Annotated in this window: 16 protein-coding genes; all 16 read right to left on the minus strand. The window is 32.5% G+C overall.

Going from position 1 to position 16440, the window contains the following annotated elements:
• Positions 1 to 22: 22 nt before the first annotated feature.
• The 16 genes from G6053_RS16990 to G6053_RS17065 all read right to left on the minus strand — a co-directional run bounded on the left by G6053_RS16990 (position 23) and on the right by G6053_RS17065 (position 16438).
• Positions 23 to 547, minus strand: coding sequence for a sigma-70 family RNA polymerase sigma factor (locus G6053_RS16990; RefSeq protein WP_165307372.1), 525 nt, complete (start codon positions 545 to 547; stop codon positions 23 to 25).
• A 351-nt stretch (positions 548 to 898) separates the two neighbouring features.
• A complete protein-coding gene (locus G6053_RS16995; protein ID WP_165307374.1) occupies positions 899 to 1480 on the minus strand; it encodes a hypothetical protein in 582 nt (193 codons plus the stop codon).
• Between the two features lie 78 nt (positions 1481 to 1558).
• Entirely contained in the window at positions 1559 to 2278 is a 720-nt protein-coding gene (locus tag G6053_RS17000; protein WP_165307375.1) for a hypothetical protein, read from the minus strand.
• Positions 2279 to 2407: 129 nt separating this feature from the next.
• Positions 2408 to 3076: a hypothetical protein gene (locus tag G6053_RS17005; RefSeq protein ID WP_165307377.1), complete on the minus strand. Its 669-nt coding sequence runs from the start codon at positions 3074 to 3076 to the stop codon at positions 2408 to 2410.
• Between the two features lie 72 nt (positions 3077 to 3148).
• The gene (locus G6053_RS17010; protein WP_165307378.1) at positions 3149 to 4297 is read right to left on the minus strand and encodes a hypothetical protein; all 1149 of its coding nucleotides are present in this window, start codon (positions 4295 to 4297) and stop codon (positions 3149 to 3151) included.
• A gap of 50 nt (positions 4298 to 4347) precedes the next feature.
• Positions 4348 to 4908, minus strand: a complete 561-nt coding sequence (locus G6053_RS17015; protein ID WP_165307379.1) for a suppressor of fused domain protein — start codon at positions 4906 to 4908, stop codon at positions 4348 to 4350.
• A 60-nt stretch (positions 4909 to 4968) separates the two neighbouring features.
• Positions 4969 to 5145: a hypothetical protein gene (locus G6053_RS17020; protein WP_165307381.1), complete on the minus strand. Its 177-nt coding sequence runs from the start codon at positions 5143 to 5145 to the stop codon at positions 4969 to 4971.
• A 35-nt stretch (positions 5146 to 5180) separates the two neighbouring features.
• Positions 5181 to 5951: a DUF2314 domain-containing protein gene (locus G6053_RS17025; protein WP_165307382.1), complete on the minus strand. Its 771-nt coding sequence runs from the start codon at positions 5949 to 5951 to the stop codon at positions 5181 to 5183.
• A gap of 73 nt (positions 5952 to 6024) precedes the next feature.
• A complete protein-coding gene (locus G6053_RS30640) occupies positions 6025 to 6576 on the minus strand; it encodes a hypothetical protein (RefSeq protein ID WP_206531754.1) in 552 nt (183 codons plus the stop codon).
• Between the two features lie 29 nt (positions 6577 to 6605).
• Complete coding sequence (locus G6053_RS17035; RefSeq protein ID WP_165307384.1) at positions 6606 to 7046, minus strand: DUF4265 domain-containing protein; 441 nt, start codon at positions 7044 to 7046, stop codon at positions 6606 to 6608.
• A 130-nt stretch (positions 7047 to 7176) separates the two neighbouring features.
• Complete coding sequence (locus G6053_RS17040) at positions 7177 to 7659, minus strand: RHS repeat-associated core domain-containing protein (protein WP_165309660.1); 483 nt, start codon at positions 7657 to 7659, stop codon at positions 7177 to 7179.
• 68 nt (positions 7660 to 7727) lie between these two features.
• Entirely contained in the window at positions 7728 to 8306 is a 579-nt protein-coding gene (locus tag G6053_RS17045) for a hypothetical protein (protein WP_165307385.1), read from the minus strand.
• Between the two features lie 235 nt (positions 8307 to 8541).
• Complete coding sequence (locus G6053_RS17050; RefSeq protein WP_165307386.1) at positions 8542 to 8877, minus strand: DUF4844 domain-containing protein; 336 nt, start codon at positions 8875 to 8877, stop codon at positions 8542 to 8544.
• A gap of 113 nt (positions 8878 to 8990) precedes the next feature.
• Positions 8991 to 9455: a hypothetical protein gene (locus G6053_RS17055; protein ID WP_165307388.1), complete on the minus strand. Its 465-nt coding sequence runs from the start codon at positions 9453 to 9455 to the stop codon at positions 8991 to 8993.
• A gap of 2 nt (positions 9456 to 9457) precedes the next feature.
• Positions 9458 to 13075: a DUF6443 domain-containing protein gene (locus tag G6053_RS17060; RefSeq protein WP_165307389.1), complete on the minus strand. Its 3618-nt coding sequence runs from the start codon at positions 13073 to 13075 to the stop codon at positions 9458 to 9460.
• Between the two features lie 9 nt (positions 13076 to 13084).
• A complete protein-coding gene (locus G6053_RS17065; RefSeq protein ID WP_165307391.1) occupies positions 13085 to 16438 on the minus strand; it encodes a hypothetical protein in 3354 nt (1117 codons plus the stop codon).
• Positions 16439 to 16440 lie beyond the last annotated feature (2 nt).

Below are 16440 nucleotides of genomic sequence, written 5' to 3' on the forward strand. Positions count from 1 at the left end.
ATTTAAGAAACTTTAACGCATTTTAAGATTTTTTAATTCTATTTTTCAGGAAAATTATGGATTTCGAAATATGATTTTCAACTGCTCGTTTCGGAATGTTCAGGTTGACTGCAATCATTTCTTGTGTTATTCCATCTAATTTATTCATTTTGAATATTTCCTGTCGAATCGGCGGGATTAAATCCTCAATGGCATCTTCGATAGCTATAAGATATTTTTCTTTTTCTTCTATTAAAGACAAATCCTCTAAGCCAGAATCTATTTTTTCTATGTTAGGTATTTCGCAAGCATCGATTTTCGTTCGTACTCGATAAAAATTTGCAATTTCCTGTATGCAGGTCTTAATAATAATTCCTTTTACATTGTCAACATGCAACTTATCCTCGTATTCCCATAAATGCATAAGGACATTCTGAAACACATCGAAAATATCATCTCTAGTTTTTATTTTTTTGAAAATGAGAGAATATATCAATGGATTGTATTGATGAACAAGACTATGAAAGATCTGTTCGTCATTTTTCTTATGTCTATTGTAAGACCACATGATAGATGTTATAAAAACAAATTTAATATTTATTTAATAATTGATTAAATAAATGTCGCATTATTTTACATATCCTTATTTATTTGCAATTAGTCAACATAATTAAATATAAACATCACATTATGGCATAGATTGAAACTACGCATTTATTAAACCAAAAAAAGGAGCCCTTGGCTCCTTTTCATATAAACTTATTTATTAAAGATTCTTTTTTACTTAATTATTTAGCCACCTATTTAAGTGTAGCTGCATCAATGTTTAGAATGTAAACTCAACCGACTCATTTTTGAGAATCGCCTTTTGTTAGCCAACATATGTGGGGGTCCGCATTAAAATTAAAAGAAATATAGCCTACCCCTTACGTAGATCGCTTAATAGCTGATCCATTCTTTCTTCTCTTTCCACTCTTTCTTTTTCTCCATCTTCTCCCCAAAAATTGAGAAATACCTTTTCTCTGCTAAAGGCAGCCTCTGCCCATCTTTTTACTTCTGGCTCGATACGCCCCTCTAAAAATAACTGAGAAAATGCTAGTGAAATAACAATAATATTGATATTATTTAAAGAAATATATTGATTTTGCATCGTATTGACGATACTTTTCAACTTCTTAGGATCACTCCCATCAAGATAGAGATCAAATCCGGGATAACCGCAAGCAATAAGCTCTTCGTCTATAAACCCTTTTACATTCTCATTTGGATGCTTACTCTTCCAATCACAATACAAATAATAAGTGTCATTCCCTCTATCGCTACCGAAGGGAGACCAAGCGTCTATTAGATTATAGTAAAAATCACTTACCATAATTTTTTTTGCTGCTTCGCTTCCATTTTTCCAATCGATCTCTATATACTTTATAGCTGACTGGGCGTTACAAACTTGATAAAATAATAAACAGCTAAATATCGTTAGGACATTTAATAATATTCTCATATGCTAATTTTTATTACAAACAAAAGCAAGAATTCCTGCATTTGTTGATTGTAGTCTTTGAATTCTATCTTGGAAACTTTAATGTTTCTGCCAAAACCAGCTTTCTTTCACGTAATATTTTTCAACTTTGGAATAAATGCTTTTAAATGTCATTTTTTTATTTTCAATAAGCTTCCTTTCTAATAAGACATTTAGATAATAAAATGAGAAATAACGATCTTGATAGAATAATATAGGTTCATTAAATGGATGAAAAAAACGTTTGGTTTCAAAATTCCATTCTGCTTCTGGGCAAAGTTTGTGAAGATCTTCGCCAATGAGGAATAGCATAGGAACAACTAATTTTTTCTTATCTTCCTCTGATAAAACTTTTGATAATTTTTCTGCATCTTTATAGAATGTCTCTTCGTTATATTGAAGCCCAAGATCTTTCAGAATTTTAATCATATTTTCTTTAACAAAACCATCTATATTCATCAGATCTTTGTACAAAAGGTAAGGTGTATCGTTCTCAGGTAATAAAGGATATGAATTATCAGCATACATTTTATCATAATTCTCCTTCGATACAATTATAGCGCTCCCGCCCATAATATTTGGAAAAACATATAGTGTATTCTCATCAATAAATAGTGAAGTACTTTCATTATATGCAGGATACCTATATTCTTTCATATTTTTCAGATTATATTTTGATCTCTCTTCTTCAGTTACGACCTTGTACTCCTTGCTGAAAATTGCCTGTGCACACATAATGTTTAAATTTGCTATTAAAATTAGAAAAAATACCCTTCTCATATTATAAAAATTATTTACGGTAAGTTGGTACTGGTTAGGTTAGCCATGCACGTAAATTTGTAAGAACTAAAAGCAGGAATTCCTGCTTTTGTTTATTGTAGTCTCAGAATTCTATCTTAGAAACTTTAATTATTCCCATAACCATTTTTTCCTTACATAGTAACCTTCAACTCTTTTATAAATGTTTTTAAGTGTTATTTTCTTTCCCTTAAGAAGTTTCTCCTCCAATAAAATATTTAAATCATAAAAAGAATAAGAACGATCTTCATAATACAATATAGGTTCATTAAATGGATGAAAATATCGCCTTGTATTATAGCTCCATTCTGCTTCGGGGCAAAGTTTGTGGAGATCTTCGCCAATGAAGTATAGCATTGGGATCGCTAATTTTTTCTTATTTTGCTCTGATAAAACTTTTGATAATTTTTCTGCATCTTTATAGAATGTCTCTTCGTTATATTGAAGCCCAAGATCTTTCAGAATTTTAATCATATTTTCTTTAACAAAACCCTCTTTATTCATCAGATCTTTGTACAAAAGGTAAGGTGTATCGTTCTCAGGTAATAAAGGATATGAATTATCAGCATACATTTTATCATAATTCTCCTTCGATACAATTATAGCACTTCCCCCCATAATATTTGGAAAAACAAACAATGTTTTATCATCAATGAAAAGCGAAGTACTTTCATTATAATCTGGATACCTATATGCTTTCATATTTTTCAGATCATATTTCAGCCCCTCTTCTTTACATAGAATTTTGTAATCCTTACTGGTAATTGCCTGTGCACACATAATGTTTAAATTTGCTGTACTATTTCAGTTACTTTCATCATCTTGTCACTCTGTCCGTTGTTTCATTAGAATTTACTTTTTTCCTTTTGCATCCCATATTTTTTTGTCATTGATTAGATTTGAAGCCAACAACTCTTTTAACTTATAAAACTCAATCTTGTAATTTTCCTCTGCATCTTCCAGCTCTCTTTCATAAATTTTGATTAGATCGTCATAATTAGGATTTCTATTAAGCTTTGCGGCTATTATGGCGATATTCGTCCTAAGAGGATATGAATAATTATGAACACTCATTTTTTCAGGATATTTGTTTAGCAATTCATCTACTCGGCTCACACTCGAGTTGCTCTCGAAATATGGCAAAATATCTTCTTCAAGATATTCGGGAATAATTTTAATTAAGTGTTTTACATCTGCATCATTTTCAATTAGCCATTCCTTCGTTGGCTTTTTTTTATAATTAAGATCATCCCCATCATAATCTCTTAAATGCAAAAAATAATTTCCCAATGTCAAATATGGTCTTGATTTTATTTGAGCTATTGATTTATAAATAGCTTCTATTTCTTTCACCTGAATTATTAGCTCAGGTTTTACAGTAATAGTTCCGTCATTTCTTTTTGTATACATTAAACTAAAAACTTGATCCGCTTCTTTAATCTTTCGGACAAACTCTTTTTGCGCTTTTCGGTATTTAAAACCGTGTTTTTGAAAACTTTCTAGAACGCCATCACTTATTTCCTGTGCTATTTCATTGACTTTCATCTTCTTGTTACAAAGAGTAAGCGATTTATGATTATTATTTTTCCATTCGTGATAACGCATTTCAATAATTGGTTTTATCTTATCATAATTTTCCCATGAATTTTCTACTTCATATACATTATCATATTCATCAAAGACTTTTGCATAGTCACCAAAGTAATTTTCGTTCCCATCATCATCGTAATAATACTTTACAAATTCATTTCCTTCATCATTTAGAACTTCATTATAAAATTTACTATCACATTCCTCAATTAAAAAGTCTCTACCTGTCATTTTTTGACTCTTAACCTTATTTATTGCTTCCTGTGATATTTCTATATAAAGTTCCCCAATTAAATCATTTTGGACAATCCAAGTTAAAAACATACCTATATGTGTGCCTCCATCTTCAGGTTTAGCTTCTTTAGGAAAGCCTTCCCCTTCTGAATGCCATTCTATCCTATCGTATGACATAATACTTTTATTTACTTTTGATAATATCTAATCAATCATCTTCAATTGTTTCACCATTGGAACTTATCTCTATTCAAATCCCACAAATTACCTATTTCATTTTCTTCAAGAAACTCTTCAAACTTACACCAACCATCTTTATGTATGGAATCAGCTTCGCTTTTGTATATTGGAAAAATCCATGCAAAAACAATATCAGGATCCGTTCCTTTAATACTTGCAAACTCTTCTTCAAAAAAAACAGGAATGCTAACGTATACTGAATCAAATAAATTATTTCCTAAAACTTTCTTGGGGATTGATATTACTTGACCTCTCAAAATAGCCTTATGATTTATAAGCATTTTATTTGATATATAAATCAGTAGATCATTAATAAAGTTATTTTCCTGCTTGGTGTACACACTAGCTAAAACTTCCATTCTCACATTTTTATTTTCTTTGATATTTAAAATATGATTACTTAATCCTAGCGTTACATAGGTAGTTACATTTTCAAAAGGTTGCCTTATGAACTTTAGAAGGGTTAATTTCCCATAATCTTCAAGGGTTACTGATTCACCTTCTGTAATAGTACCCAAATATTTTTCAATATGTTTTATTATTTCCATAATCATTGATTATCACTTCTATTACAACCTTTACATCTTAAACGAGTTCCTTCGTTATAATCATCCAATACTTCTTTTCGTGTATCTTTTGGTTGTCTGTTCTTTACTAGGTGTTGTTTTAGTACCACAATCTGCACAAACTACCTTACCGTCATTTTCAACTTTACTTCTTTCTTTAGCCCCATTCATTCCATTTTGAATCACCATTTTCTTTCCATAATTCCATTTTAACTTCAAGATTAACTGTTATTTCAATACTGCTATCCATTAAATTATTCAACAAGATTTAATATTTTCCATTCTCCTTCCTTTGAATGCCACACCCATAAATTATTTACTGTAACGCTTCCATCTTGATAAACAACTTTTTCTTCAATTAATTGCATGTTCTCCTTTTCCTCTTTAAGGTTAAAGTTTCTTTCAATATCTTTAAAATAAGGATATCCATTTTCCTTTAAATCTTGAATGAAAGTAACTTTTAAAGTTTCTGCAATTTCATTTACAAGATCTTCAGTAATTAATAAATTTCTTTCATTTAATAAATTTTCAGCTTCCTTGGTAAAGTTTTTACACGACAATATACCCTGTAAGTCTTTGGCAGAATAGAAGTTTTCAATTTTAACAATTGCGCCTTCTGGAGTTGATAAATCAGGCTTAAAAAAATCATTTCCATCATCAATTACAACCCCAAAATCAATATCAAAATTCAATTTTTCTTCATCATCAAGGATATTATCTCTGTAATGACGAATGGTATAACCACCGATTAGCCTTCCATTCTCAATAATCATCCAATCGATAATATCATTCATAATAATTTTTTGAGTAGTACCATTTTCTGCTAAATTGCCTAAATAATAGTTTTCTTCAATTTTAACATTTTCCAGCCATACATAAACACCTTCCTTATTTTCAAACTTAACAGAATTATACCCTGAAAACCCGCTTCTAATTAAGTCGTTAAAATACCATAAAGTATTTTCAGCTTTATATAAATTGTATTTATAAATATTGTCTTCTTCGATTTTTGCGCTATTATTCATTTTTCTAATATATTTTTATTTTACGCACAATAAGGTATTCCCGCACAAGGATCTTTTGGTTTTGGAACAGGCATTATAACAAGTGGAGGGTTATGAGTAACATTAATATTGTCTTGTTTTTAACAGGAAAAGCTTTTTTTAATTTTAAATCATTCAGCTTGGTGTCAGGATTATTATTAATTGCATCTTTCGTCTTATCTCTTAAATTTCTTAACCCTTTCAATGCCTCTGATTTTGGAATTTCATTAAGCAAGTCCTTTATTTGTTCGTTAAGCTTAGTATGATTTGCATGTCTTCCTTCTTCAATTAAGTGATGCTCCTGTGTTGTTTTACTAATAGTTTCACTTGTTTTAACAACCGTTTCTACAACAGGATTTGGGCGAACAGCTGCATTTTCCATTAATGGAGCAACCTTCACAACCCAAGGAACCCATTCTAATCCTTCCAGTTCAATACCATCAATAACTCTGTTTTCAGAAAAAGCATAGGTACTATTGTATGGAAAGGATTCAGCAAGAGGATCAATATTAAAGAACCTACCAACATCGGGCATGTAATTGCTCCACTTGAACGAATAAAAATCGGTCTCCTGCAGCTCCTGCCCTTGATACTTATTATCTGCCACACGAAAGGATTCGTACCTTTGTGAGGACTTTACCGTAAATTTAAATGGGTTTCAGAAAGGCAGGCCTCCTTATAATCAAAAATATTTTCAGTTAAATTCTTATCTAGATATTTTTTAAATATGCTATAATTTACAGATGGGGGAACATCAACAGCTAAAATAGTTTGATTTTCCATTCCCTCCCAAGAACATCCAAAATGTTCAATATTTTTTATAATTTCATTAGCTTCTCGCTCATTAAAAATTACGATTTGTATTGTACTATGTTCGGACGCTTTAACAAGTTCTTCAAAATACAAATTACCCTCGTCATCTTCAACAGTTATTATATCATTGTAAGCTATATTCGGGGCAAAAAACGGAACATTTTTCACCTGATATTTATTGTCCTCTAAAGGCTCTATCCATAAAGCTTCTTCTGCTAAATTTTCTTCAACATCGTAGTATGTTAAAATGACTTTTTTGTTCATATTTTTTTAATGCTTTTCTAGTGAACACTACAATTTTCACATTGAACTTTTCCGTATTTTATTTCATTTTTCTTTATTACTACTTCCTCACCTGCTTTAGTGAAGTTTTTTCCTTCTCGTCCAACTTTATTTAGTCTTGCTGCTCTTGCCTCGTTTTTTGAAAATTTTTAACAGATTCAAAAGCTTTTAAATAAGCAGGCTTCACTCCTTGGCTCATCAATACACCTTCTGGTCCGCCTACGGCAGATAGACCAATAGTAGTTAAATCGAAAGCAGTATTTTCAAACTCCATATCATCAGAAGGTAATGAAGAATCTGGACAGCAATCTGTTTCAAGTACGCCATCGGGAGCTCTTCCATCAGGATCAGTTAAACTAATAGGATTATTAAATACATAAGCATAAGGATCTTCTGTATCTTCAACCAACGGATCTAACTGCATCCATCTTGCTACATCCGGCATGTATTGACGCCATCCGTAGTCGTACATTCCCGTCTCCTGCATTTCCTTTCCGTTGTACTTGTATTTATAGCTAGGATTTCCCTCTAAACCATTGTATCCCTCATGTTTCAACCCAAAAGGATAATAGTTGTTTTCCTCAAGAACTTCTATGCTGCTGCCATTATGAAGATAACTTAATCTTTCATTTTCTTACCTCTCTATCAGCTACTTCATTTTTATCACATTAATATTTCTGTTTTTAAATAAACAAAATCCTTTCCTTTTACCACATTATCAAAATCATATACTAATTCAATAACATTGACGTACTCAATTACAAATCCTTCTCCTAGTTCGCCAGTGACTGCGATATCTCCAATTTCATAAAAATACTTTTCATAAGGCTTATATGAAATAGGAACTTTTATTACAACATCATAAACATTGTCAGGATATTTATAAAGAACATATTTCCATTCATCTGCATTAAACTCGACTTTTTCATCATCTATTAAAAGTTGGAATATTAATTTCCACTGCTTAGGAGGTTTGGATGAATAAAAAATCCAATCTTCGAGATTTGGTGATTGACTTATTATAGTCTTTGAAAGCTCAAATAAACCACGATCTCCATCCGGCGAAATTGTTAAAAAATTTTTGTTTACTTTATTATCAAAACCAATTTCCCATCCAAAATCACCAAATTTTTCAATTTCATTATCTAAAAGTTCTACGTATTCATTTGAAATTGATTTTGGTAGAAAATGATTTGCGTTTTTTACAAACCATTTCCAAAAGGCATTTATTTTATTTACCACATTTCTTTTTTACTTAATTATTTAGCTACCTATTTAAGTGTAGCTGCATCAATGTTTGGAATGTAAACTCAACCGACTCATTTTGAGAATTGCCTTTTGTTAGCCAACATATGTGGGATTCGTATTTAAATTACAGGTTTCGGAAGGATAATTTTCCATTGAATTTTTTTTTAAGTTTTATATTCTTCCATGGTTTATTAAGTACTGTTCCTTAAAGAACTTTACTACATCGGCTTTAAACATCGAACCCATACATCCATTCATTTAATACACCCCCAGAACTTTCTAATTCTATCGCATCCATTATCTTTTCATAGTATCCGCAGATATATTCTCTATCTTCTGTATCTAAATTGTAAATGTCGAACTTTTTCAGACTTTCTTTCATCAAATCTTGATATTGAACATCGCTAAAATTGTTCTCAGCACCTTTAATAAATTCATTAATAGTATTGTCAAATAAGTCTGATAGAGCTTTTTGATTCTCTTTATTTTCCAAACCAGGATAAAAGGCCGTTACAATAAACTTTGGCTCCTTTTTCAATTTCTCAAGACTTTCTACTTTCTTCATTGTATTATTATCTATGTTTTTATTACAGCTGTATACAGCTAAGGTAAGTAGGAAAAGCACAACAAATCTATACACGAAACTTTTATTTAAAACTTTCATTATTTCAATTTTGATTATATTATCCCTACATCTTTGAAAAAATTCTCAACATCTATCTTGAACTTTTCTTTATCAAAATCCTTTAGTTTTTTCGGAAGCTTATCTAAGTAAGAAAAAGACTTTATTATTTCTCTTCCTAAAAGTTTCTTACTTTCTTCATCTGAAGAGTTTACAAATTCATTATAGTACTCCCCAATAAGATTTATTGAACAAAAAAAATGTTTCTTAAATTCTTGTTCTTGTCCCGTACTAATATTTTTTGATACTTTTAAATCAATATATTTAGGAGGCAATAACTTAAATAAGTGTTCAAAACCTTTGGGCGGATTTACACAATTCAATTTTATTGTATAAGTCTTTATATCCTTTCCGTAATCTTTAGATCTAAGATACTTCGCTACATCTTCTTCCAAAGAAAATATCACTTTATTTTTCTCTTTAGCTTCTTCACTAACTGTTTTTTCTATATTAAACTCCATAATTATCTAAAAATTTTATTACCCGGTGGCAAGTGTCCATTTTGAAAAAAGTAATTATATATTTTAGTTTTTTCAGCCATTTTAATCTGTCTTTGAGTACCATAGACTTGTGGAACTTCAGTAACACCTCCTGTTCCAATACCACTTTTATATCCGTCTGTATATCTTCCTGTTGACGTAGTTTCTCCATATTTCCACACATCACCTTCATTTAAATGCATACTTCCTGTAGGAGCAGAAGAACCCGAGCTATAAATTGGATACTCACCTGAAGCATTTGCTGTTAGTGCATATTGGTAGCCACTTGGTCCGTCAGGTCTTTCATCGATACGGGTCATTTCAAACTTCATTTTTTCTATTACCGATGCTGTTGCATAAATACCAAGAGTTCCTAGTGCTGCTACTGCTAAGGCAGGATTGCCGGCTCCACGACTTAACGTCAGAGAACTATAAACTAAGCCTTCTTTCAAACGTTCGCCTGATGTATCAACTCTATAATCAGCGAAATCAACACCCCCAGAAATTTCAGTGCCATTTTTCAGCACAAAACCGTGGTCACCTAATTGGTATGAGTTACCATCAGATGCAGTATAAGAAGCTTCTGCACTACCCGGAGCAATATGTTTAGCTCCTTTCCCATATGCAGTTTCTGCTTCTGACTGACTAGTAACTCTACTGTCATAGACGGTCTCTCCTAATTGTAGTCTTATCCAATCTGAATTTGACCTTCCATCCGGGTCTATAAATCTAATAGGATTATTGAATGCGTATGCATAAGGTGACCATCTACGTGTTTCCTCAGCAAGTGGGTCTACAACACCCCATCTTCCCAGATCAGGCATATAAAACCTTGCCCCATAATCATACATCCCAGTCTCTTGCAGTTCCTTACCATTATACTTGTACTGATAAGCATTCTGAGTTGTAACTGTATAATTATGCATTAATCCAAAAGGATAATAATTATTGACTTGTACAATTTCACCAGGCTTCCAGTAATCTATACATATAGGTAATTCAAATGGTGGATTCCAATTGCCACTACATTCACTTACATGATATTGTCTTGGTTGAACAATACCATCCTTATTCGTATCGCTATAACTCAGTCTTACGTTTCCTAAATGATCGGTATAGTTATAAATATACTTATTGCTCAAAGCATCAAAATACCCTTCCGAAGTTGGGATAATTCTCAGCTTCATTTCAGCAACTTCATTGGGATCTATAATTACTACACCACCATCTGAATTTACTTCTGATGGCATTGTACTTTTATACTGAAAACCATCCAGATAATTGGTTTCGATATCTCCAAAGAGCTTCTTTACTTTTACTCCATCTGCTCGGTAAACATAATTGGTCAATTGAGCATTCTGGCTAATCTGTTTGGGTAAATTTAAATAATTATACTGAATTGATGAAATACCTTTATCTAAATGTTTTGTCATGTTGCCATTTCCGTTTGCCGCATTATTATCGTATTCAATAACATTTGGATTCACGAAATAAGGATAGCCTGACGGATTTTGCTGCTCATCGACGATTTTAACCAACCTGTTTCCTATGTAATCATACTTTAGGTTATCAACCTGCTGAGCTGTGCCATTTTGCAGAACACCTTCAGACCTTTTTAGTCGGGTTATATTGCCATTAAGATCATATTCTATTTTTTCAAAATATTCTTTAGATGCTTCACTACCTGCCTTCTGATAAAACCCTGCTTGCAGCCTGTTTAGCCCATCATATACGTAACCATATCTTTTTAAAGGCTCGTTTTCCTGTGTAGCTGTTTTCCAATCTACTTCAGCAATATTTCCATTAAATTTGGGCTTTACCTGTAACGTACCGTCTAAAGCATCAGGAGTTTCCAGACCTTCCCTTTCATTGTATCTTATTTTATACCCGAAAAGATCCCCACCGCTTAAATCATTAGGATTGTTAATCTGCGTCATCCAACCCCGAATGTTGTACAGATAATCTATTTGCTGTAACCCGCTTCCAGAAACTGCACCACCAACCTTTTTGTACTCTAACTGCGAAAGTTCGTTATACATATTCTGAGCCAGATATTCTACAGGATTATTATCTACCTGATGAGTATGGGTTAATAATCTGTTCTGATGATCATAAGTGAAGTTTTCGGTAATCACTCTTTCGGTATCACTATCTAGTCTTTTGTGTTTGGTAATTACAATCTTTGGAGTTCCAGAAAAATCGAGCTCAGATTCTGTTTTCGTATAACCTCCCATATGATTAATGGAATGACTTCCGATTGCTCTTCCTTTCGTATCATACCAAGTGTAATTTTTAGTCCAATTGTCTTCTTCAATATTTTTTACATAAGAAGCTGTAGCTAAACTTTTAGTACTTACTTCAGAAGTTGGATTGTCCGTCAATAACCCTGCATTGCTAAGTGTTGGCGTAAATGAAGGAGTTCCAGAAGGATAGGTGTCGTAATAATTAACTGAGAGTATACTTTCTATATTTTGAGGATAGGCGGTATTGCCATAGGGTATCTGCATACCGCTTTGGGTATATGTTCCAGCCGTTTCTGTATTGATTCCGTAGTTATTCGTAATCCAGCTCTGTACAGCATTGCGGTCTCCATTATCAATTGAAATACCCGTGTACAGAACTCTTCCAAACTGATCATATTTGGTAAAAAGCCATTTCTTAAAAGGCTCCTGGTTGGCATCTTGTGTTGCTACCAATCGGTCTGCTTTATCATACACCATATGTACCCAGCCTTTTCCAGGTACTTTCTTTTCCACCAGACGGTTTTTGCCATCATAACGGTACTCATAGCATAAATGACTTAAAACACCCGAATACATTTCTTCACCATCTGCAAAACCTTCCTTCTCTAAATCTTGTATCGCTTTTGGCGGAACCACAAAGGCCAATTGATTATATTTATTATACACATAATAAGTATCTGCGCTTTCAGTAGCACTCAGTACCTTTCTTACAAGAAGTACCTGACCTCGACCGTTCTTGAATTCAATAGTTTTGTTGCCATCTTCATCCGTAACCGTGTTTTTATAGAGTTGAGCAGTACCGTAAGTTCCACCGTTAAAAGCAATTGATTTAGTCGCGTTGTTCTCCCAAGTTGTTAGAGTGGTAAACTTCTTTACTTCTCCAGCAATATTGGCGTCATAATCAAATTTTACAGGCTTATCATTCCATGCTATACCAACCTGTTTTTGTTCTAAAACCCTGTCTAATGGCGAATTTTCAAATATTTTTTCAGCATAGATCTTTTCAGATCCATATATAAAAGGTTGAGTAGCATTAGCAAGAGGATTGGAGACAATGGCTCCGTTCAAAGTGTTGGACTGTGGAACGGGGAGATAGTCTTTTACCTGTCTTCCGAAAGCATCATATTCAATATGGGTCACCACATCTTTCGCTGTAGGAGATGCTTTGACATTCACGACTTGTTTTGGTCTTCCCAGACCGTCTAAATACTGAACAGTTTCAGAGGTTTTAGTGGGTTGATTATTTGCATCATAATCAAGATATATTTTTGAATAGACATAATTCTCTGTAGGACTCAACTGTGCATGTGTTGAGCCACATAAAAATAAAGCCCCTATAGGAATGAGTATTTTTTTCATATTGATGTTTTAGGGTTTATAGTTGTAGTTGAATTCTTTCAACAGTTTACCTGTTACATCCTTGATGTTTTGTAATCTGTTGGCAGAATCGTATTTATAAATCTCTCTGATCCCCGATGGTGGAGTGATACTTGTTACTCCTACTAATGGATCATAAGTATATGTAGTTAACTGTGCATTTTGTAATGAAGACTCTTTTCTGAAAATATCTAATTTACCTATCAAAGTCTGCTCGGTACCCGCATCAATATCCGCATTTGATGCTGAAATAATATCTGCTGCCAACGCATTTGCTACAGCATATGATACTCCAGTTACTTTTGCGATAGGTTGGGTAGAATTGTAGCCCCAGATAATAGATGTCACAATACCATCTTTTGTTGTGTATTGCAAAATATTTCCTTTAGAGTCGTACTGGTCATAAATAACTTCTGTTGAGGCTGTATTTTGAACATCATAAGAGATCACAGATAAAGGCAGCACTAAATTTCCAGTTTGAGCAGTTGGCAAAGCTGTTGGATAGATTGTTTCTATTTTTGACAAGGTTTCAGTTGTATTTCCAATAGTTTCGGTGTTTATTGTTTCCAATGGAAGGCTAATGATGTTCCTGTTGATCAAAAGTTGATTTCCTTTTTCAATTGCGTATGAGTATTTACTAGTTTGGCTGGAGTTATCTGGAAAAGTCGTTTTTTGACTTGTTAAATTACCTATAGGATCGGGTTGAGTTACATTACCATAAGAATAATCAGTTGTTGTGACAAAAGCCTGCCCCCCAAAAAATTTTGTTTTAACAATACTTGAAGGACCTGGATTATATAATGATAATATGGCTTTATAGGTTAAGTTATATTGACCGGGATTATACCCTTTTGTTTGCACCACTGGGTAGTATAGAGGCTGTACAATTGAATATAAAGGGTTGTGAAATGAAAAACTCCAATCTGAAGAACTCCCTAATCTTTCATGAACAGCATGTCCATATATTACTCCCCAATATTGTTTTTGATTGTAATAAATATTATATGCATAATCTTCCGAATCTACTAATTTAAAAATTTGGTTTTCATGAGCATAATTTTTAACTGATAATAATAATCCATTATATGTACCTCTTTCATCTTTAAGTTCAAATGGTTTGTAATGAAAAGAGTAATCTCTCTTATAGCGTATGGATTGTTGAGAACTTGTAATTTCAGTATGATATGGCCTAAAATCAAAGGGTTCTGCCCTCATCGAGGTTTTAATAAATAAATATTGAGGTTCTGTGTAAGTAGGTGTTGGAGCTTCAAGCCCTCTTCCAAATGCAAAAACATGACTGTAGACAAGGGTCGGAGCAACATTATACTCATATTCTTTTTTTATTATATTACCATTATTTTGCTGGGTTTCAGTTACTTTTTTGTAACCAATAAAATTATCGTCATATAGAGCATGGTTTCTTATCAATATATAAGCATTCATACCATTTATATCCGCCGGATCATAAAATTGTGAACCCGGAACCCCATTACTTCTTTTTCTTAAATCAAATAAATTTGGTCTTTCTGTTAGATATCCCCATGATTTATTTGGATTATTCTCATCATGATAAGAATAATCTGTTGCATAGACTCCTCCTTCATTATCTCTGTTAATAATCGATTTTATTCGTAGACCTCCCGCATAATTATAGCTATTAGTACTGTTCATAAAAAAAGATATTTTTGATGCACTGAGGTCATTTTGGAAAGATGTTACGGGATCATACGTATTACTTTCATATATGAATTCAGAAGATCCTTTTGTAGGATAAATAATCTTTTTAAGAAGCATTGAATTGGTTACTGATGGATTCACATTTCGATTACTTCCTGGTATATGGACTGTTGTTTCAGTTCCTGTATAATAAGTAACAATTGAGTTACCACTAGAATTAGGTACAGTCAAATCAAAATCAGGAAAAAGATGTGGATTATTATTTACTCCGTTAAAATAGCCCCAAAGATCGACAGCTGTCGAGTTCTTAGCAGGTACATTTTGATCAAAATACTCAAAATTTTGGGAGCTTATTAGATTATTCTCTCTATCCAATATTTGAACTGAAGTAAGTTTTAATCTATTATTCAAATATTTTTGTCTTTCTGCAAACCCGTTCATGTTTTGTTGCCACTCACCTAAATCAGTCAATACCGAATTATAATTTGCAACAAAGTATTCATAATTTAATTTGATTGTTTGAATCAAAGCGTTCTTATTATCTTTTATGAAAATTTTTGATATTTTCTTATCCTGATAAATGTCTTCTCTGTTTTCATATTCAAATTCTATGATGCCTTGAGGAAACTGTATTTTCTTAACTAATTTAGATTTAAAATATTGCAGACCTTCATACGTTTTACTCTCACCAAATGGAAATGTGCCACAAGGCGAAAGCCCATTTAAACCACCACAGTCGTTATATAGACTAACGGGCATACCTGCATAGTCATATAAATTGTAAGATGGAACTGTTTCCAGAATGTCATAAGTAAATTTGATCTCATTACCTGTTCTGGTTTTAATTTTACTTACATACCAAGCATTATCAATATAAGTCGGAAATAAACCTGTGTAATGATATCTTTCAAAATCATCAAATGTATAGGTAGTGCCTTCCTTATCTATAATTTTCATTTTTTTCATAGTAGCCTGGCCTAAATAGTCTAGAGAATCTAAAACTTCAATTTTCAAATTATCTTCCAATTTTTCCAAAATTGGTTTTTTATTTCTAGCGAATATAAATTTCCCTGAAAATTTTGGAATACTATAGCTAAAGTTATCAGGCTGAAAATCGATATTTTCCCTAGTGTAATAGCTATTGTTTGTATATTCATCCAGTTTATAGTCAGTGGGCATAATCCGAGTGTCCAAACCTAGTTTTAACTGGCTTTGAGGACCATGCATATAACCTGTAAAATCTGGAACCAGACTTCCATTATTTGCTCTTGCATTAAAATACTTACCGTTTGCATTAACACTACCGACGGCAGAAGATGTCGGATTTCCAATAAAATCATCTTGTCCAATCATAGACCTGCTAATAAGCCCAGGAAATCCCAAGCTCCACCCTAAACCAACTCGTGTTGCTTCTTCTTTTACTTTGATTCCTCGGGTATTGTAATTTAAAGAAATAGGAAATTCAAAATCACCTTCTTTAATAGTGTATATTGGAATGGAAACATTTGCAAGGCCAGAATAAGGTGTTACAGGAACTTGACCATAGGTTTGTATTTTAGTAACATCAGGTGATGTTGGATATGTTACTGGAGCATATCTATTTGTAGATTGCCCATAAATAATCCCGCATAATAGTACATAAAATAATAAAATTTGTTTCTTCATCATAT

Source organism: Sphingobacterium sp. DR205, assembly GCF_011064245.1.
In the GTDB taxonomy this organism is placed as follows: Bacteria; Bacteroidota; Bacteroidia; order Sphingobacteriales; family Sphingobacteriaceae; genus Sphingobacterium; species Sphingobacterium athyrii.